Source organism: Sulfitobacter donghicola DSW-25 = KCTC 12864 = JCM 14565 (genome assembly GCF_000622405.1).
Lineage (GTDB): Bacteria > Pseudomonadota > Alphaproteobacteria > Rhodobacterales > Rhodobacteraceae > Sulfitobacter > Sulfitobacter donghicola.
In genome coordinates this window covers 2,203,465-2,221,760 of sequence record NZ_JASF01000005.1, presented here as the reverse complement: position 1 = coordinate 2,221,760, position 18,296 = coordinate 2,203,465, and the positions used below count along the sequence as shown (strand labels likewise).

The window sequence follows — 18,296 nt, the reverse complement described above, 5'->3', positions numbered from 1 at the left end:
GGGAAAAATTTCGACGGAAGATTTCCCTGCCGCCGTATCACGCCCGTCTTGCCCAGCTGCAGGACCAAAAAGGATACGAGTATGACCAAAACAACCACACAACGAATCGCAATCGTTACCGCCCTTGCCTTGCTGGCCCCTATGGCAGCAACAGCCGAGCAAAAGCAGCGGCCACCACGCCCTGATTTGGGAAAGATGGCCGCGCAGCTGAATGTTTCCGAGGCCGCGCTAAAAACATGCATGCCGGCGCCAACCAAAGGCGAACGCCCTGCGCGCCCGGACGCCCAAAAGATCGCCGGTTGCCTTAAGGGCGACAACCCCCAGCTGACAACCGCCGATGTTGATCAGGCTCTCAAGGCCAACGGGCCAAAGGGGCAACGCAAGAGCTAAGGTCTAACCCCGTGGTGGGCTGCGACAGGTCGCACGCCCACCGCGCAGCACAAAACAAACAGATGGGTGGCCTGTGAGGTTAATCATATTAGCAGTGGCTGCTTTTGCGGTTGCGGGGTGCGGTGCACGCGACCAGATCGTCGTTGTGCCCCCTGTTGAAGGCGCTGTGCAGCATGACGTGCTCTTTGCGACAAACAGATCCACAAGCGCGCGGATGTTTAGCGAAGGCCGCAGCCAGACTGCGTCTTATGGGCAGGCCACTGTTTCCGTTCCCCCAAAACATGAGCTGGGCGTGGTGGAATACCCAAAGAAGAACGCAAATCCAAAGTCAGAGTTCGGCATCATCCGCGCCCAGACGACAACCAGCCTATCCGCTTTTGAGGGGCTGCTAGAAACCCGCATTGCACAAAACCCGCAAGAGCAGCGCAAGGCGATCGTTTATGTGCACGGGTTCAACAGCACCTTCGCCGAAGCGCTATACCTGAAAACGCAGCTGATACATGATTACCAACGTCCCGAAGTCCCGATCCTGTTTAGTTGGCCCTCATCCGGGCGCGGGTATGCCTACCTGCACGATCATGAATCGGTTTTAGCGTCTCGCACCCCCTTGGAAACCCTACTGGATACGCTGCAAACTTCGAGCTTGGACGCGTTTACACTTGTGGCCCATTCAATGGGGAGCCAGTTGGTTATGGAGACGCTGCGCCAGCGTTCTATCCGCAGTAATGGGCGGCAGTGGTCCAAGCTCACAGGTGTTGCACTGATTTCGCCCGATATTGATGTGGATGTCTTTGCGCAGGCTAGCAAAGACATGGGCGGCCTGCCTCAGCCTTTTGTCGTGATTGCAGCGGAAAATGATAAACTTCTGAGCCTCTCTGGCGTCTTAAACGGCAGCAAGGCCCGTCTTGGCGCGGTGAAAACCGCAGCTGATTTAGAGGGCACTGAGGCGACGGTTGTCTCGGCTGATTTTGCAACCGATCTTTGGTCTAGCAACCACATGACAGCCTTTCGATCCCCGCAAATGATCGGCTATCTTCAGGCGATTGAACAAAACCTTACCGAGCAAAAATAGGGCTGCTTTTAACGCCTTTTCCGATAGCAGCGCCCGATTAGAGCGCCTCGCCCTTTTTACGCAGATCTTCCAGCAGGTTGCGATAGATTTCGCCTGTGTCCCCGCCCCCAAAGATCGCACCGCCCCCTGTAAACGCGGTGCCATAGGTGCGCGCCACGGTCACTGTTTGCACCAACCCCGAGATCAGCTGATCCTTCTTTAGGGGTGACAAAGGGTGGATGAACACCCCCCACAAGCGACCGTTTGCAATGGCGTATCGCGCATCAAGGGCGGCATCAAAATTTGCCTGCATCATCCGCAGCATTTCCTTTTCGCTGAGACCTTCGGCGCTGGCGATTGGCACCAAGGCCCGCATGCGATCTGCGACGGGGTCGGCAACGATCATCACGGGGAGGTTATCGATGTGGAATTGCAATGTGGGCCCTTGGGCCGTCACCTCGGGGTCTAGCGCGGTCACGATGGTCGCGAGGCGCTCCATGGTCATGGGGCCTTCGATCTCTTGTTGGACCTCGGGTGTTTCGGGTTCGGTTTGCTGCGCGGATAGAACAGCCGCTATCAGGATAAAAACAAGGGCTGGTATCAAACGTAGCATGGCGAAATCTCCCATAAGGTAGGGGGAGCTTAGCAAAACCGAATGAAAAGGCGATTCACCCTTTGGTGAAACACTGTGACAGGCGTGGCCTGTTAGCTGGCTTGTACAGCGGCAATTGCAGCGACGGCGGCGGCAACGGCCTGTTCGATCGTCAATCGCGAAGTGTCGATGATGGTTGCATCATCGGCGGGGCGCAGTGGCGCTTCGGCGCGTTCCATATCACGGGTATCGCGGGCTTTTACATCGGCCAAGACCTGTTCAAAGCTGTCGGAGATCCCCCTGCCCGCCAGTTCGGCATATCGCCGCTGGGCGCGGACTTCGGCGCTGGCGGTGACGAAGAGTTTCACATGCGCTTCTGGGCAAATCACGGTGCCGATATCACGACCGTCCAGCACGGCTCCGCCTGCGCGCGCGGCAAAGCTGCGTTGGAAGTCCAGCAAGGCGGCGCGCACCTGCGGGATTACGGCGGCTTTGCTTGCGGCCTGCGCGACCTCTGGCGTGCGCAGGCTGTCGTCTTCTAGGTCTTCGGGCATCAGGGCAAGGGCGGCGTCGATTGCATCAACCCCTGTCAGAACCTTGGCCCCAACCGCGCGATAGAGCAGCCCCGTATCGAGATGGGCAAAACCGAAATGGGCAGCGACCGCTTTGGACACGGTGCCTTTGCCAGCGGCGGCTGGCCCGTCAATGGCAACTGTGAAACCCTCGCTCATGACCGCCCTTTCCCGATTAGTCGCGTGCCACAGATGCGCCGAGTTCGGTCATCAGCGGCTCAAAGATCGGGAAGGATGTGGCGATTGGGCCGCCATCATCCACGCGAACGGGCGCATTAGAGGCCATGCCGAGGATCAGAAAGGACATGGCGATGCGGTGGTCCAGCTCACTGGCGCAAATTGCGCCGCCAGCCACATTGCCGTGGCCTGCGCCTGTGACAGTCCACCAATCTTCGCCCTCGTCAACGGTGATGCCATTGGCGCGCAGGCCTTTGGCCATCGCGTCGATACGGTCGCTTTCTTTGACGCGCAGCTCGCGCACGCCGCGCATGACGGTTTGGCCTTTGGCATAGGCGGCAACAACGCTGAGGACGGGGTATTCATCGATCATGCTGGCGGCGCGCTCTGGCGGCACTTCGATGCCTTGCATATCTGGCGAGAAACGCGCGCGCAGGTCGGCGACGGGCTCGCCGCCTTCGGTACGTTCGTTTTCATAAGTCAGGTCAGCGCCCATTTCGCGCAGCGTGGTAAACAACCCTGCGCGGGTCGGGTTCAACCCGATACCGGGGACCAAAACGTCTGAACCCGGCACAACAAGGGCAGCACAGACGGGAAACGCGGCCGAACTGGGGTCGCGCGGCACTTCGATGTGCTGGGCGTTCAGCTCTGGCTGGCCTGTGAGGGTGATTTCGCGGCCCTCGTCGGTTTCGCGCGTCGAGATTTCGGCGCCAAAGCCTTCTAGCATGCGTTCGGTGTGGTCGCGCGTGGCTTCTTGTTCAATCACCACGGTCTGACCGGGGGCGTTTAGGCCCGCCAGCAGAACAGCGGATTTCACCTGCGCAGAGGGCACAGGCACCACATAACGGACCGGAACAGGTTCGCGCGCGCCAACCAATGTCATCGGCAAACGGCCCCCTGCGCGGCCAACGGCCTGCGTTCCAAACAGCGCCAGCGGATCAGTGACCCGCGCCATCGGGCGACCATTGAGGCTGGCGTCACCAGAGAAGGTTGCCGTGATCGGCTGGGTCGCCATTGCGCCCATGATCAGGCGCACGCCCGTGCCCGAGTTGCCGCAATCAATCACATTGTCAGGTTCGGCAAAACCGCCCACCCCGACACCGCGCACAGACCAGCTGCCGCCACCATGGTCGGTGACCTCGGCGCCAAAGGCGCGCATCGCTTTGGCGGTGTCCAGCACATCCTGCCCTTCAAGAAGGCCCGTGATCGTGGTTTCGCCCACACACATCGCCCCCAAGATCAAGGAACGATGCGAGATCGATTTGTCACCCGGTACATTTGCGGTTCCGCTTAGCGGCCCGCAGGCCGAAGACGTCATTGGAATTGGATCACCGTGGCTCGACATGTTAGCGCCCTCATTTTGCTAAAAGGGTTCTAGCCCAGCGTCCCTGCACCGTCTAGCGCCCCGAAGTTTTTATCAGCAATAAGCTGGTTGTGGCGGGGCGATAACCCCGAATTGCAAAGCTGCCGTTACACCCGACGGAAAGTTAGATAATGCGGCACGCGGCCCTCGCGCAGGGCTTTTTGCTCATAACGGGTTGAATACCAGTCATCCCACGGCTTTTGCCAATCGTCTGGACGCTCGGCCAGCCATTCAAACCCGTAACGCGGGACCTCTTCCAGAGTCTGGCGCACGTAGTCTTCGATATCTGTCGCCACGCGAAAGATCGCGCCCTTTTTCAACACGCGGTGCAGCGGGACAAGGTGTTCTTCGGTGACAAAGCGGCGGCGGTGGTGGCGGGTTTTGGGCCACGGATCAGGATAAAGCAGAAATGCCTTTGAGATGCTCTGCTCGGGCAGGATATCAAAGATGTCGCGCGCATCCCCTGGGTGAACTTTGACGTTGGTCACCCCTTCGCGGCGGATTTTACCCAGCAGCATGGCCACGCCGTTGATGTAGGGCTCACAGCCGATGATGCCTGTGTCGGGGTTGTTAGAGGCCTGATGGACCATATGTTCACCGCCGCCAAATCCGACCTCTAGCCAGATCGGTTTGCCGTCAAACATCGCGTCTGTGTCCAGCATTTCACGCTGGGGGTTGGCATCCCAATCCACGGCACCGGGCGACAGGGCCTCGAGGTCTTGATCAAGATAGTCCTTTTGAGACTGCTTGAGGTTGTGGCCCTTGAGGCGGCCATAGAAGTTACGGCGGGGTTTTACAGGTGTGCTCATGCCCGCGCATGTATCTGGGATGGCGTCGCGCTGCAATGGGTGGGTGGCAAGATCAAAGGGCGGCCTGTGCAAAACAAGCCGCCCTGTAAGGCATAAAACGATGTAAGCGTGCGGTTAAACGGCCGCTTTCAGCGCATCCACCAGATCGGTGCGCTCCCAGCTAAAGCCGCCATCCGCATCGGGGGTGCGGCCAAAGTGGCCATAGGCCGCGGTGCGCTGATAGATCGGGCGGTTCAGTTGCAAATGGTTGCGAATGCCGCGCGGTGTGAGGTCGATCACCTGACCAATCGCCTTTTCAATCGCTTCGGGGTCCACATCGCCCGTGCCAAAGGTATCGCAATAGATCGACAGTGGTTTGCTGACCCCGATCGCATAGCTAAGCTGGATCGTGCAGCGCGCGGCCATGCCCGCCGCCACAACATTTTTCGCCAGATAGCGCGCCACATAGGCGGCAGAGCGGTCAACCTTTGTCGGGTCTTTGCCCGAGAACGCGCCGCCCCCGTGCGGAGCTGCTCCGCCGTAGGTATCAACGATGATCTTGCGCCCTGTCAGACCTGCGTCCCCGTCCGGGCCGCCGATCACAAAGGTGCCTGTCGGGTTCACCCACCATTCGGTATCTGCTGTGATCCAGCCCTCAGGCAGGACTTCGCGGATGTAGGGCTCAACAATGTCGCGGATATCGCTGCTGGTTTGGCTTTCGTGCGCGTGCTGGGTGCTAAGCACGATAGAGCTGACGCCAACGGGTTTGCCGTTTTCATAGCGCACGGAAAGCTGGGATTTTGCATCGGGGCGCAGGGTGGGTTCGGTGCCGTCTTTGCGCACCTCGGCCAAGCGGCGCAGGATCGCGTGGGAATAGTGGATCGGCGCAGGCATCAGCATGTCGGTTTCATCGGTGGCATAGCCAAACATGATCCCCTGATCACCAGCGCCTTCGTCTTTATCCGTCGCAGAATCCACGCCCTGCGCGATATGGGCGGATTGTTCGTGCAGCAGGTTGGTGACTTCGACAGTCTCGTGGTGGAATTTATCCTGCTCGTAGCCGATGTCTTTGATACAGTCGCGGGCGATCTGTTCGATGCTGCCCATATATTCGTGCAGTTTGCTGCGATCAGACAGGCCGACCTCGCCACCGATGACAACGCGGTTGGTTGTGGCAAAGGTTTCCGCAGCAACGCGTGCTTCGGGTTCTTCCGACAGGAAGGCATCCAGAACGGCATCGCTGATGCGGTCACAGACTTTGTCTGGGTGGCCCTCGGAAACGGACTCGGAGGTAAAGACATAGGATTTGCGGGACATGTTCGTGCTCCAATATAAATCAAGCACCACGTCAGGAAGCCGTTGTAGTGCGTATGCCTCGCAGTAAGCCGCAGCAGTCGGCGGGTCAATCGTTATTCAAATAGCGTGCGCTGAGTGGCCGCAACGCGCAACACCCTTGCCAGCAGGATCAGAACCATGATCAGGGCCAGTGGCAGGTCGCCTGTGCGGCTGTAAAGGGTTGGTTGGCGCGGCTCTGGCAGGAAGGCGTCGATATAGCCTGCCTCGTTCAATCCAAGGCTTTTGAGCACCTGCCCCCGCGGGCCGATCATCGCCGATATGCCTGTATTGGCGGCGCGCGCGACGGGTAGCCCTTGTTCAATGGCGCGCATTCTGGCTTGGGCCAGATGCTGTTGCGGGCCAGCGTAGGTGCCAAACCATGCGTCATTAGTGGCGTGGAGGATAAAGTTGGGCCTGTCAGGCGCGGCATTCACATCATGGGCAAAGACCGCCTCATAACAAATCAGCGGCAAGGCGCGGCCCAGCGCGCCCATATCCAACAGCTGCGCCCCGTCTCCACGGCTGAACCCCGCGCCATGTTGAGGGGCGAGGCCGTAAAACCCGAAACGCGCCGCGAAATCGCCCAAAGGCATATATTCACCGAACGGCACAAGGTGGTGTTTGTCATAGGTCTGGGTCACCTGCCCCTTTGGGCCAAGGGTGACCAACGCATTGTAAAAACGCCTCTCTTCGCGGCGCTGCACGCCAAGGGCAACGGGTGTACCGCCAGCGGCTGCGCTGATCTCTTCCAGAATGGCTTCGCTATGGTTCAGCGACCATGGGATCGCCGTTTCAGGCCATAGGATCAGATCGGGGGCAGTCATACCTTCGGTCGCAGGGGCGCTGGTAAAGGCAAGCTGGCGGTCATAAAAAATCGGGATCATCAGGGGATCCCATTTTTCATGCTGTGGGGCGTTGGGCTGTACCAGCCGAACCACATGATCGGTTAGCTTTGGCGCGCGTTGTGGAACCGCAACAATGAGAGGCATCGCCATCCCAACGACCAACAAGGTGCCGGTAATCCGGTTTCGGGATGTCAGCTGTGCGATGGCTGCTGCCAACACAACCAGCATGACATTCACCCCATGGGGGCCAAACACCGCAAGCGATTGCCCCCATAAGACATCTAGCACCCCTTGGGAAAAAGTCGCCCATGGAAACCCCGTAAAGATATAAGCGCGCAAGAGTTCCGCCAAGGGTAAGGTCAAGATTAGCCAAGAAGCCTGAGGCCCCAGCCGCCGCGCGCCCCAAAACGCAAGCATCCAAAACAGCCCGCCCCCAGCGCCCATGAGGATCAGCGCAAAGGGCGCCATCCAACCATGTTTCGCCACGTCGACAAGAAACGGCGAGACAATCCAATGCAGCGAGATCAGGAAATAGCCAAACCCATATGCCCAGCCGATAGCAGCCGCTTGGCGTGCAGATGGCTGGCGTTTGTCGGTCACCCAAATGATCGCGGCTAGGCCCAGCACCATCAACACAGGCAGGTTAATCGGCGCTTGCCCCAAAGAGGTGATCATCCCTGCCACTACAGGCAGGGCCAGCCACTTGAGCCGCTTGATCATCCGGCAGGAGAGCCGTTCATACGCACCCTCAGACGTTTGATGCGGCGCGGATCGGCGTCCATCACTTCAAACTCGGGGCCATCGGGATGCACGACAACTTCACCCCGTGCAGGCACGCGGCCCGACAACATAAAGACAAGACCGCCGAGCGTGTCGATGTCTTCTTCGTCCACGTCTTCGTGTTCGGTCAGCGAGCGGCCTACTTCTTCTTCGAAATCGGACAGCGGGGTCTTGGCCAATGCCAGATACTGGCCTGGCTTTTCTTCGGACCAGTAGATGCCTTCATCGACGTCGTGTTCGTCTTCGATCTGGCCGATCACCTGTTCGATCAGATCCTCGATGGTGACCAGACCGTCAACGCCACCGTATTCATCAATGACCAGCGCCATGTGACGGCGTTCGGCCTGCATTTTGGTTAGCAGAACGCCGATGGTCATGGAGGGTGGCACATAGACCAGAGGGCGGATCATTTCGGACAGATCAAAGTTCTTTGGCTTGCCGTTAAACCCAAAGCGCAATGCGAGGTCTTTGAGGTGGGCCATCCCGATGGGGGTATCCAGCGTGCCGTCAAAAACAGGCAATCGCGTGAGCCCGCTTTCTTTGAAAACCGCGACCAGCTCGTCCATCGTGCAAGTCTGGCTTACCGCGACGATATCCGCCTTGGGGATCATCACGTCATCAACGCGCATCCGGCGCAGGTTGCCCATGCCGGTTGCGCTGCGATCCGCAGCATGGGGTGCTGGCTGGGCGCTCTCTTCCACGTCAGAGGGGCTCAACGCGCCAATCACGCGGCTGAAAAAGCCGCTTTTGGTCGTGTCGGTCGCGCCCTGTGGGAGCGTATCTAGGGGTGGGGTGTTATCCTGCGCGCTCTGCGCAGCGATAGAAGGTCCGTCAGTGTCGCCCATTGGGTCCTGTCTTTGGAAGCTGTGCCCATACTAGGCACCTGTGTTCGTCGTATCGCTATTATATGGGTCATCTATTTCCAAATTACCAAGAATTTCGACTTCGAGACCCTCCATAAGCGCTGCATCGCCATCAGAAATGTGGTCATAGCCTAACAAATGCAACACTCCGTGGACAATTAGATGGGTTAAATGGTCATCCATCTGCTTGCCTGATTCGGCAGCTTCGCGTTTGCAGGTGTCAAAACTAAGCGCGATATCCCCCAGTTCGATCATCCCGTCAAAGCCGGTTTGCGGCGCTGGTGGCGCCTGCCCTTCCGCCTCGGGCGCAAGCGGCTGCGCAGGCCAGCTGAGGACATTTGTCGCTGTTGGCTTGTCGCGAAATTCAGCGTTGAGAACGGCAATACGCGCATCATCACAGGCCAGCAGAGACATCTCGCAGGCCTGCGGATCAACCTGCATGTGGGTCAATGTCGCCGCGATTGCCCGTTGGGCCAAAGGCTCTAGGGTGGCGGCATCCCATGCGCCTGCCTCGATCAGGATATCAAGATCTTGCAAGGGCTCAGTCATCCCGCTGCAAGGCGCGTTCGGCTTCGACCTCATAGGCCTCGATGATTGCTGCGACCAACGGGTGGCGCACAACATCTTTTGAGGTGAAGTAGTTAAAGCTGATTTTCGGGATGGATTTGAGCAAACGTTCCGCATCGGCCAGCCCTGAGGCCTGCCCACGCGGCAAATCGATTTGCGTGCGATCGCCTGTAATCACCATGCGCGATCCCTCGCCCAAACGGGTGAGGAACATTTTCATCTGCATCGCCGTGGCATTCTGCGCCTCGTCCAGCACAACAAAAGCGTTGGACAGGGTGCGCCCGCGCATAAAGGCCAGCGGTGCGATCTCAATCGTCTTTTCCTCGCGCAGCTTTGCCAGTTGTTTACCGGGCAAAAAGTCGTTCAGCGCATCATAAAGAGGCTGCATATAGGGGTCGACTTTTTCATCCTGCGTGCCTGGTAAAAAGCCCAGCTTTTCGCCCGCCTCTACTGCGGGGCGACTAAGGATGATCTTGTCGACCTTCCCCGACAGGAACATCGACACGCCAACAGCCACCGCGAGATAGGTTTTACCTGTACCAGCAGGGCCGATGCCAAAGGCCATCTCGTTTTTGAACAAGGCTTCCACATAGGCTTTTTGCGCTTTTGTGCGCGGCTCGACCCGTTTTTTGCGGGTTTGGATTTCGATGCCTTGGCCTGCATTGATCGGCATTTCGATCTGATCGCCGTCCTGAATGCCAGTACCATCGGCGGAATCGCCCATGCGCAGAACCATGTCTACATCGGCAGGTTCAACGCCCCTGCCCCCTTCGAGCCGCGCGTATAACATTTGCAGCACTTGGGCTGCGCGTTCAGTCGCCAGCGCATCCCCCAGAAGCGTCAGGAAATTTCCCCGCCGCACAATCTGGATCTCTAACGCTTTTTCGATGGTTGCTAGGTATTGGTCGTAGGGACCACATAAATCAATCAACAGACGGTTATCAGGGAATTCCAGCACCGGACCAGGTGGTCCCGTTTCAGGCGCAAGCGTTTCTGATGAAGACAATATCGGTTCCTTTCAGATATCGGAAATCTGGTGACAATGAGTGGGTGATTTTTTTGCTTGAAGGCAAACAAAAAGGGGCCGTTGCGAAATGCATCCGGCCCCTTTGATATTGGTTTGTCGCAACAAGATCAGACCGGATCCCCGATGAGACCTGTTGAACCTTTTTTGAAGTCGCCAACAGTTTGGGTCGGAGGCGCTACGCCAGAGCAAACCGGCTTGCCGTATTTATCCAAACGAGCAGACAAATACCCTTCGACACCATCGTCGATGATCCAGTGATCGCAGCCGTTCGGGTCAACCCAGATGCCGGCCTCAAGCTGGCTCAGGTGTTTTTTATCAATGCCTCTATCGACAGATTTATCAGGCCCCTGCTGGGTGACCTGAAAGTCTTCGCAGGCGGACACGAGGGTCGCCAAGCCGACAAGCGCGGTGATTTTGATAATGTTCATGTGCTTGTCCCTTTTAGCGAATACAGATGATTTCGACACGGCGGTTCTTTGCCATGCCCGAAGCCGAACGGTTGGAGGCTGCTGGCTGGCGTTCGCCATAGCCGCGTACATCCGCGATCCGTGCGCCAGTTGCTTTTGCAACCTTGGCGACCGAATTTGCACGGCGCAAGGACAGACGCATGTTGTAGGCGTCAGATGCGCGGCTGTCGGTGTGACCTGTGATGATATAGCTGGTTGCGGTCGCTTTGGAGAAAAACTCCTGCAAACGCTTGAGACCAGACTGCGAAATCCGTGCGCTGTTTGTGGCAAAGAACTGATCGCTTTGCATCACGCCGCAGACGTTACCACGGCGGCAGACCGGGATACCCTGACGGTTTGTGTGAGGCGTCATGTATCCTTCGACACCGTCATCCATAACCCAGTGTTCACAACCATCCGGATCAACCCAGATTGTTGGAATGTACTGGCCTTTATCTTTGCCTTGCTGGCTTTTCGTTTGCGCATCCGCTGCGGTGCCTTGCAAAGCAAGCATAGCAACAAGTGCCGCACCCGCTGCGATCCGCAGTGTTTTGAAAAGTGTGTTTGCCACAGCTCTTTTCCTTTTCTATTTCCCCCAAAGCCCGTTCGCAGCACAGAACGCCAGAAACAGCCTTACACCCCGCTAGGTTAGGCAAAACTTTAGGTAGTGAAAAGAACTATGTGCCACATATGGTGGTAACAGTGCAGAAAACCGCAATAATTTTCCATTTCTAGAAGATTGAGCAGCATTTGGTTACTCTAGAACGCTGAATTTCTACTTCTTGACGAAATTCAGACGACTCACTTGCCCAATGAATAATCAGATTTGCTCTGCGGTGAGAGAGTTCGTCATCGCGCGGGTAATCCGCACAGGGACAACATCACCGATTTGCGCGTTTGCTGCGTCAATGTGAACAGCGTGCAGATATTCGGATTTGCCCAGCATCTGACCCTCTTTGCGGCCTGCCTTTTCCACAAGAACCGACAGGTCACGCCCGACCATGCTTTCCTGAATGGCGCGCTGTTGGCGGGTGATCAGGGTTTGCAAACGCTGCAGCCGCTCATCCGCTTCTGCGGGGTCGACTTGGGCACGTGAGGCCGCTGGCGTGCCGGGGCGGGTGGAATATTTGAAGCTATAGGCGTAGCCATAGTTCACCTCTTCGACCAGATCCATTGTCGCCTGAAAATCGGCTTCGGTTTCCTCGGGAAAGCCCACGATAAAATCGCCTGACATCATGATATCGGGGCGCGCTTCGCGGATGCGTTCGATCAGGCGCAGATAGCTTTCTGCTGTGTGGCTGCGGTTCATCCGCTTGAGGATACGGTCAGAGCCGGACTGCACTGGTAGGTGCAGATAGGGCATCAGTTTATCCGTATCCGCATGGGCCGCGATCAAATCATCGTCCATGTCATTGGGGTGGCTGGTGGTATAGCGGATGCGCTCTAGCCCATCGACCTTGGCCAAGGCACGCACCAATTGCGCCAGCGTCATGCCACCGTGATAAGCGTTTACGTTCTGCCCCAGCAGGGTGACTTCGCGCACGCCGCGCTCTACCAGCTCTTGAGCTTCGCGGATCACGCGATCCGCAGGGCGCGACACTTCGGCGCCGCGCGTATAGGGCACAACGCAGAAGGCGCAGAATTTGTCGCACCCCTCCTGCACCGTCAAAAACGCAGCGGGTGCGCGGCGCGCCTTGGTGCCGCGGCCTTTGAGGTGGGCGAATTTATCTTCTTCGGGGAAATCGGTATCAAGCGCGGTTTTACCCGAACGCACCCGTTCCTCCATTTCCGGCAGGCGGTGATAGGATTGCGGACCCACAACCAGATCAACGGCTGGCTGGCGGCGCATGATCTCTTCGCCCTCGGCCTGCGCCACACATCCCGCCACGCCGATTTTCAGATCGGGCTTTAGATCTTTCAACGGCTTCATGCGGCCCAGTTCGGAATATACTTTTTCCGCTGCCTTTTCGCGAATGTGGCAGGTGTTGAGCAGGATCATATCCGCGTCTTCGGCGTTATCCGTCTGCTCATACCCTTCAAGGCTTTCGGCCATACGTTCGCTGTCATAGACATTCATCTGACAGCCATAGGTCTTGATAAAGAGCTTTTTGGGAGTGTCTGTTTTGGTCTCGGACATGGGGTACGCCTAAAGATAATCGTGTGATCGGGATGACGGGCGGGTTATCAGCGCGCGCGGCATCTTGCAATGCACAGCAAATTAACCGATTCTGCTAATTAATCGAACGACGCAAAGCTGGATGCAGACAAAATGCACTATACCTCGCTGGATCAATTCCTAACTGAACAGGGTGCTGCCTTGGCCAAGGGGCCAATTGCGATTGTTCTGGTTGAGGATGATGTTGAGGTCGACACAACCCTGCGCCACCACCTGCAGACGGGTTTTCGCCATGTTTTGGCATTTATGCCCGAACAATTCACCCTACCGCGCGATTTGCATGATCCGGTGCATCGGATCGACTATAATATGTCTGCCGAAGGGGCGACCGAAACCGCCGTCAACGCCATCATCAAAGCCGCACCAGAGCAGTGGATCTTTTACTGCTACAATGCCGAATACCTCTTTTACCCCTTCTGCGAGACTCGTGCCATCTCGGAGATGCTCGCCTTTCATACGGAAGAGCGGCGCGATTCGATGCTCACCTATGTTATTGACCTGTATTCGGATGATCTGGAAACCCACCCCGAGGCTGTCTCGCTAGAGAGTGCGCATTTGGACCGTTCTGGCTATTACGCCCTTGCCCGCCCTGACCCTGAAAACCATGGCCACCCGAAAGAACGCCAGCTGGATTTCTTTGGCGGGTTACGCTGGCGCTATGAAGAGCATGTCCCCCAAGCACGGCGCAAAATTGATCGGATTTCGATTTTCCGCGCCACCGCGGGCCTGACCCTGCGCGAAGACCACACGTTTTCAAACGAAGAATACAACACCTATGCCTGCCCGTGGCATCACAACATTACCGCAACCCTATGTTCGTTCCGCACCGCAAAGGCGCTCAAGACGAATCCGGGCAGTAAATACGACATCGACACCTTCAAATGGCACAACTCGGCCCCGTTTGAATGGCATTCGCGCCAGTTGTTGGATTTGGGGTTGATGGAACCGGGCCAGTGGTTTTAGCGCACTGGGTGTCTAGGCGGTATGGGCTAGAACATTGATGGTCTTGCCTGCGGGGTCTTTTAGATAAAACCGCCGAACGCCCCAAGGTTCATCCGTTAGTTCATAGGTGATCTGTGCGCCCATTTTCTGTGCGCGTTGATACAGCTCGTCCAGATTATCCACCTCGATCGACAGATCAGGCACCTGCGTGCCTGAGCCCCCTTGGGATGCGATGCTAAGCTGCACAGCGGCAGTATCCTCTCCGGCCAAGGTGGCGATCCAGCCGAAATCCATGACGAGATCCAGATCAAACAAGTCGGCATAGAAACGCCGCAGCTCTTCGACTGATCCGGTCGCGATATTTGAAACGATACGTTTAACGGCCATTGATACCCTCGCTTTTCAGGCAAAAGTTATCATGGGCCGCGTGCATTGTCTGCACGTGCTGGGGCTAGCCCGACGTAGGGCGGTTAATTTTGACGCGGCTTTGCGGCAATTGGCTGACCGTTGGAGAGGTGCTTTCGCCTTCTTCTGAAAGACCCAACTGCTCTAGCCGCTGTGCTTCTTGGCTGCCCTGCTCATAGCCCAGACTGTTGATCGCATCTGCGCGCGCGCCCTCAATGCTTTGCTCTGAAGCGCTCCCGCCCCCGATGAGCGAGATCACGAGGTCTTCCATCAGGTCTTGCATTTGCGGTTCGGTGCGCAGCACAAAAACCAGACAAGCGGTTAGGCCAAACCCGATCACGCGCCCCATGATCCGCGCCTTTCGGGCACGTGAGCGGCGGTTGATCAGGCGTTCTTCGCGGTATGTATCAGCAAATGTCATCCCCCTAACTCCCAAAGAAAAGCGGCGATTATTTGACCAAGCGGCGAAAAACCACGTGCAGCTTGGGCCATCAGCCACTAGACCCGTGCCTATGAATGAACCCCAATCTTTTGAAATCTTTCTGGCGACCGTCCCCGGTTTGGAAGCTGTCTTGTGTGAAGAGGCCCTTGAATGCGGCTTTGATGGTGCCACTGCTGTTGCGGGGGGCGTGACGTTTCAAGGCGGCTGGCGGGATGTTTGGCGCGCCAACCTGCAACTGCGCGGCGCCACACGTGTGCTGGCGCGGATCGGCGGGTTCATGGCCTTTCACCTTGCGCAGCTGGACAAACGCAGCCGCAAGTTTCCCTTTGGCGACTTGCTGCGTCAGGATGTACCTTTGCGGGTGCAGGTCACCACGAAGGCGTCGAAAATCTATCACGCGCGCGCTGCGGCCCAGCGGGTTGAGACGGCCCTTACCGATACTCACGGCCTGACGTTGGACCCCGAGGCCGAGCTGGTGCTGAAGGTGCGGATTGACGACAATCAGGTGCTGTTCAGCCTCGATACATCGGGCGAAAGCCTGCACAAACGCGGCCATAAGGAAGCGGTGGGCAAAGCGCCCATGCGCGAAACCCTTGCGGCGCTGATGCTGCGGCAGGCGGGGTATACAGGCAGCGAACCTGTGGTGGACCCCATGTGCGGCTCTGGCACCTTTCCGATTGAAGCCGCTGAGATCGCGACAGGGCTGCTGCCTGGTCGCAGCCGTTCCTTTGCGTTTCAGCAGCTGGCGAATTACGACGCCGAGGCCTTTGACGCGATGAAGGCCACCGCCCCCCGTGAGACCTCTGCCCAATTCTATGGGTCTGACCGCGATGCTGGTGCCGTGCGCATGGCGCAGGCCAATGCAGAACGCGCAGGCGTACAAGGCATCACCCATTTCGCCAATCACGCCGCCGGAGAGCTAACGCCACCCGATGGCCCTGCTGGCCTTGTGATCGTGAACCCGCCCTACGGCGCACGGATCGGCAACAAGAAACTGCTTTACCCGCTGTATGGCACCCTCGGCCAAACCCTGCTGACCCGTTTCAAAGGCTGGCGTGTGGCTCTTGTCACCAGCGAGCCTCCTCTGGCAAAAGGAACTGGACTGCCGTGGAAACCCCAAGGGCCAGCCATCGCCCATGGCGGGATGAAAGTCTGGCTTTGGCAGACACCACCGCTGAGATAATCAAGGATACGACCATGCCCAATATCAACGTTGCAAACCTGACCATCGGGAACGCCCTGCCCATGACCCTGATCGGGGGGATGAACGTGCTGGAAAGCCGCGATTTGGCGATGCAGGTGGCCGAAGCCTATGTGGAAGTCACCACCAAGCTGGGCATCCCCTATGTCTTTAAGGCCTCATTCGATAAGGCGAACCGCTCTTCCATCCATTCCTACCGTGGGCCAGGGATGGAAGAGGGGCTGAAGATTTTCGAAGAGGTCAAAAGCACCTTTAACGTGCCCGTCATCACCGACATCCACACCGAAGCGCAATGCGCGCCTGTGGCCGAGGTTTGCGACATCCTTCAGGTGCCTGCCTTTCTTGCGCGCCAGACTGACCTGATTGCGGCGGTTGCGGCGACGGGTGCGGTGATTAACGTCAAAAAGCCCCAGTTCCTTAGCCCGCCACAGATGAAAAACATCGTCGAAAAGCTGCGCGAATGTGGCAATGACCAGATCATGCTGTGCGAACGGGGTGCGAACTTTGGCTATGACAATCTGGTGGTTGATATGCTGGGCCTGCGCACGATGCGCGATGTATCTGACGATGCGCCGATCATCTTTGACGTCACCCACGCGTTGCAAATGCGCGATCCGGGCGGAGCAGCATCAGGTGGTCGCCGCGCCCAAGTGGCCGAGCTGGGCCGCGCGGGCCTAGGTGCTGGCCTTGCTGGTCTGTTCCTTGAGGCGCACCCAAACCCTGATGAAGCGCTATGTGACGGCCCCAGCGCGCTGCCACTGGACAAGCTAGAGCCGTTCCTAGCCCAGATGAAAGCTGTGGATGATGTGGTGAAATCGCTGCCGCCACTGGATATCGCCTAAGGCAACAGCGCGTGGCGCCAGATTTCGATCTGGCGGCATGCCCAAAAGCGGGCTTTCGCTGCGGCTGACACGCTGCGACTACCTAGCCCGCCAGCTGAATACAAAACATCGGGAGTTAAGATCCCGCCCGAGCTTCGACGCGGATTCCGATATACATCTGCGTCAGTTGCTCGGCTTTGGCCCTGCGATGCGCTGGGTCTGGATCATCATCAGCCAACGCATAGTCGAATGCCTTTCGCAGCCGCTCTAGCTGCTCCGAGATCGCGCTGCGCACATCATCATCTGTACCAGCTGCTCCGGCAGCTGAATTGCACAACAGGCAGCCGCGCTTTTCATCATCAGGGATGAGGGCGAAAAACTGGTCAATGCGATCTTGTCCAGCGCCGTCTGGCGACATCAGCAAAGCGATACCAGGATCGACGAAGTCCTCCACGTAACGATCCAATGCCTTCAGAAACAGCCCCTTCTTTGATCCGAATTCTTGGTAGAGCGACCCGCGCTGAATACCCATGGCGCTTTGAAGGCTAGAGAGGCTGGCCATGTCGTAGCCATCTCGCCAGAACACATGCATAGCGGTTTCTAGTGCTGCCTTAGGATCAAAAGAATAGGGGCGTGCCATGAACAGGTTCCGGTTTGTTTGAACGATCTTGTGAACGTGTTTCCACGCTTTCCATACCTTTAGTGATACAAAATGACTGAATGGTCAACAATTCACGAAACTGTGTTCGGCGAGTTGTTGACCGATCGGTCATTTTGCTCTTTATGTGAAATCACACCGTGCATCCCAAGCACGTGTAGCGACAAACATAACCTCTTAAAAACGGAGACCTTCAGATGAAAAAGACACTTGTTGCATTGGGTTTGGCATTTGCAGTCACGGCGTCCACGCCTGCTTTTGCCTATGACATCACCTCAACGGCCCCAGTAAATGTGAGCGCGGCCAACATCGCCCTAAAAAGCCACGACCCCGTTGCCTATTTCACGGTCGGCAAGCCCACGCTGGGATCCGAACAATATTCAGCAGAACACGAAGGCGCTACGTATCGGTTCTCATCCGCTGAAAACCTAGCCACGTTCCAAGCTGATCCAGCCAAATATGTGCCTCAGCATGGCGGCTATTGCCGTATGGGCGCGGCCTTGGGCAAAAAGCTGGATGGCGACCCGACCCTGTTCCGCATCGATAACGGAAAACTGTCGGTATATTCGTATCAGGCCGCCATTGATGGTTTTAGCAAAGATGTCAGCGGTCACGGCACAAATGCAGATGCCAAATGGCCCGAGATCAAAAGCATCGCGCCAAAAGACCTGTAATTGAAATCACCAGTTCGTCCCAAGGCCATTGGCCAAGGGGCGAACTGACACCTGATCTGGGTCATTCAGGGCACGCGGCTATTCAGGGATCACGGCCACCTTTCGCTGCATTTGATCGAAAGGTGGCTCCTGAATAGGAACGCGCCCATAAAAAAGCCGCGACAGGAAAGTCGCGGCTTTT

Annotated in this window: 21 protein-coding genes and 1 riboswitch; of the genes, 6 read left to right on the top strand and 15 right to left on the bottom strand. The window is 57.3% G+C overall.

Annotated features, from left to right (window positions below; genetic code table 11):
• The first annotated feature begins 81 nt into the window (after nucleotides 1–81).
• Both Z948_RS0112085 and Z948_RS0112080 read left to right on the top strand, forming a co-directional pair.
• The gene (locus Z948_RS0112085; RefSeq protein ID WP_025059825.1) at nucleotides 82–390 is read left to right on the top strand and encodes a hypothetical protein; all 309 of its coding nucleotides are present in this window, start codon (nucleotides 82–84) and stop codon (nucleotides 388–390) included.
• Between the two features lie 73 nt (nucleotides 391–463).
• Nucleotides 464–1,462, top strand: coding sequence for an alpha/beta hydrolase (locus Z948_RS0112080; protein ID WP_156023541.1), 999 nt, complete (start codon nucleotides 464–466; stop codon nucleotides 1,460–1,462).
• Nucleotides 1,463–1,499: 37 nt separating this feature from the next.
• Here Z948_RS0112080 and Z948_RS0112075 read toward each other — a convergent pair whose 3' ends face one another.
• The 12 genes from Z948_RS0112075 to miaB form a co-directional block, all read right to left on the bottom strand.
• A complete protein-coding gene (locus tag Z948_RS0112075) occupies nucleotides 1,500–2,054 on the bottom strand; it encodes a hypothetical protein (protein ID WP_025059823.1) in 555 nt (184 codons plus the stop codon).
• 92 nt (nucleotides 2,055–2,146) lie between these two features.
• Nucleotides 2,147–2,764, bottom strand: coding sequence for a (d)CMP kinase (cmk, locus tag Z948_RS0112070; RefSeq protein ID WP_025059822.1), 618 nt, complete (start codon nucleotides 2,762–2,764; stop codon nucleotides 2,147–2,149).
• A gap of 16 nt (nucleotides 2,765–2,780) precedes the next feature.
• On the bottom strand, nucleotides 2,781–4,127 hold the full coding sequence (gene aroA / locus Z948_RS0112065) for a 3-phosphoshikimate 1-carboxyvinyltransferase (RefSeq protein WP_025059821.1): 1,347 nt from the start codon (nucleotides 4,125–4,127) through the stop codon (nucleotides 2,781–2,783).
• A 125-nt stretch (nucleotides 4,128–4,252) separates the two neighbouring features.
• The gene (gene trmB / locus Z948_RS0112060) at nucleotides 4,253–4,954 is read right to left on the bottom strand and encodes a tRNA (guanosine(46)-N7)-methyltransferase TrmB (RefSeq protein ID WP_025059820.1); all 702 of its coding nucleotides are present in this window, start codon (nucleotides 4,952–4,954) and stop codon (nucleotides 4,253–4,255) included.
• A 114-nt stretch (nucleotides 4,955–5,068) separates the two neighbouring features.
• Nucleotides 5,069–6,250: a methionine adenosyltransferase gene (gene metK, locus Z948_RS0112055; RefSeq protein WP_025059819.1), complete on the bottom strand. Its 1,182-nt coding sequence runs from the start codon at nucleotides 6,248–6,250 to the stop codon at nucleotides 5,069–5,071.
• A gap of 5 nt (nucleotides 6,251–6,255) precedes the next feature.
• Nucleotides 6,256–6,304, bottom strand: a riboswitch (SAM-SAH riboswitch).
• Between the two features lie 38 nt (nucleotides 6,305–6,342).
• Nucleotides 6,343–7,833, bottom strand: a complete 1,491-nt coding sequence (gene lnt / locus Z948_RS0112050; RefSeq protein ID WP_025059818.1) for an apolipoprotein N-acyltransferase — start codon at nucleotides 7,831–7,833, stop codon at nucleotides 6,343–6,345.
• Nucleotides 7,830–8,738 (bottom strand): hemolysin family protein, encoded by a 909-nt coding sequence (locus tag Z948_RS0112045; RefSeq protein WP_025059817.1) that lies wholly within the window; start codon nucleotides 8,736–8,738, stop codon nucleotides 7,830–7,832. Before Z948_RS0112045 ends, lnt begins: the two co-directional genes overlap by 4 nt.
• A gap of 30 nt (nucleotides 8,739–8,768) precedes the next feature.
• Entirely contained in the window at nucleotides 8,769–9,305 is a 537-nt protein-coding gene (ybeY, locus tag Z948_RS0112040; protein WP_156023542.1) for an rRNA maturation RNase YbeY, read from the bottom strand.
• A complete protein-coding gene (locus Z948_RS0112035; RefSeq protein WP_156023543.1) occupies nucleotides 9,298–10,332 on the bottom strand; it encodes a PhoH family protein in 1,035 nt (344 codons plus the stop codon). The genes ybeY and Z948_RS0112035 overlap by 8 nt, the downstream gene beginning before the upstream one ends.
• A 125-nt stretch (nucleotides 10,333–10,457) precedes the next feature.
• On the bottom strand, nucleotides 10,458–10,778 hold the full coding sequence (locus Z948_RS0112030) for a hypothetical protein (RefSeq protein ID WP_025059814.1): 321 nt from the start codon (nucleotides 10,776–10,778) through the stop codon (nucleotides 10,458–10,460).
• Nucleotides 10,779–10,791: 13 nt separating this feature from the next.
• Entirely contained in the window at nucleotides 10,792–11,367 is a 576-nt protein-coding gene (locus Z948_RS0112025) for an OmpA family protein (protein ID WP_025059813.1), read from the bottom strand.
• Between the two features lie 249 nt (nucleotides 11,368–11,616).
• On the bottom strand, nucleotides 11,617–12,933 hold the full coding sequence (gene miaB / locus Z948_RS0112020; protein ID WP_025059812.1) for a tRNA (N6-isopentenyl adenosine(37)-C2)-methylthiotransferase MiaB: 1,317 nt from the start codon (nucleotides 12,931–12,933) through the stop codon (nucleotides 11,617–11,619).
• Nucleotides 12,934–13,065: 132 nt separating this feature from the next.
• Here miaB and Z948_RS0112015 point away from each other — a divergent pair, with 132 nt between their 5' ends.
• Nucleotides 13,066–13,935, top strand: coding sequence for a hypothetical protein (locus tag Z948_RS0112015; protein ID WP_025059811.1), 870 nt, complete (start codon nucleotides 13,066–13,068; stop codon nucleotides 13,933–13,935).
• Between the two features lie 12 nt (nucleotides 13,936–13,947).
• Here Z948_RS0112015 and Z948_RS0112010 read toward each other — a convergent pair whose 3' ends face one another.
• Both Z948_RS0112010 and Z948_RS0112005 read right to left on the bottom strand, forming a co-directional pair.
• Complete coding sequence (locus Z948_RS0112010) at nucleotides 13,948–14,301, bottom strand: VOC family protein (RefSeq protein ID WP_025059810.1); 354 nt, start codon at nucleotides 14,299–14,301, stop codon at nucleotides 13,948–13,950.
• A gap of 64 nt (nucleotides 14,302–14,365) precedes the next feature.
• The gene (locus tag Z948_RS0112005) at nucleotides 14,366–14,740 is read right to left on the bottom strand and encodes a hypothetical protein (protein ID WP_025059809.1); all 375 of its coding nucleotides are present in this window, start codon (nucleotides 14,738–14,740) and stop codon (nucleotides 14,366–14,368) included.
• A gap of 91 nt (nucleotides 14,741–14,831) precedes the next feature.
• Here Z948_RS0112005 and Z948_RS0112000 point away from each other — a divergent pair, with 91 nt between their 5' ends.
• A complete protein-coding gene (locus tag Z948_RS0112000) occupies nucleotides 14,832–15,944 on the top strand; it encodes a THUMP domain-containing class I SAM-dependent RNA methyltransferase (RefSeq protein WP_025059808.1) in 1,113 nt (370 codons plus the stop codon).
• Nucleotides 15,945–15,958: 14 nt separating this feature from the next.
• The gene (gene kdsA / locus Z948_RS0111995; protein ID WP_025059807.1) at nucleotides 15,959–16,804 is read left to right on the top strand and encodes a 3-deoxy-8-phosphooctulonate synthase; all 846 of its coding nucleotides are present in this window, start codon (nucleotides 15,959–15,961) and stop codon (nucleotides 16,802–16,804) included.
• Nucleotides 16,805–16,919: 115 nt separating this feature from the next.
• Here the strand turns inward: kdsA and Z948_RS18485 are convergent, their stop codons facing one another.
• A complete protein-coding gene (locus tag Z948_RS18485; RefSeq protein WP_025059806.1) occupies nucleotides 16,920–17,423 on the bottom strand; it encodes a TetR/AcrR family transcriptional regulator in 504 nt (167 codons plus the stop codon).
• 215 nt (nucleotides 17,424–17,638) lie between these two features.
• Here Z948_RS18485 and Z948_RS0111985 point away from each other — a divergent pair, with 215 nt between their 5' ends.
• On the top strand, nucleotides 17,639–18,115 hold the full coding sequence (locus Z948_RS0111985) for a YHS domain-containing (seleno)protein (RefSeq protein ID WP_025059805.1): 477 nt from the start codon (nucleotides 17,639–17,641) through the stop codon (nucleotides 18,113–18,115).
• Nucleotides 18,116–18,296: the final 181 nt, after the last annotated feature.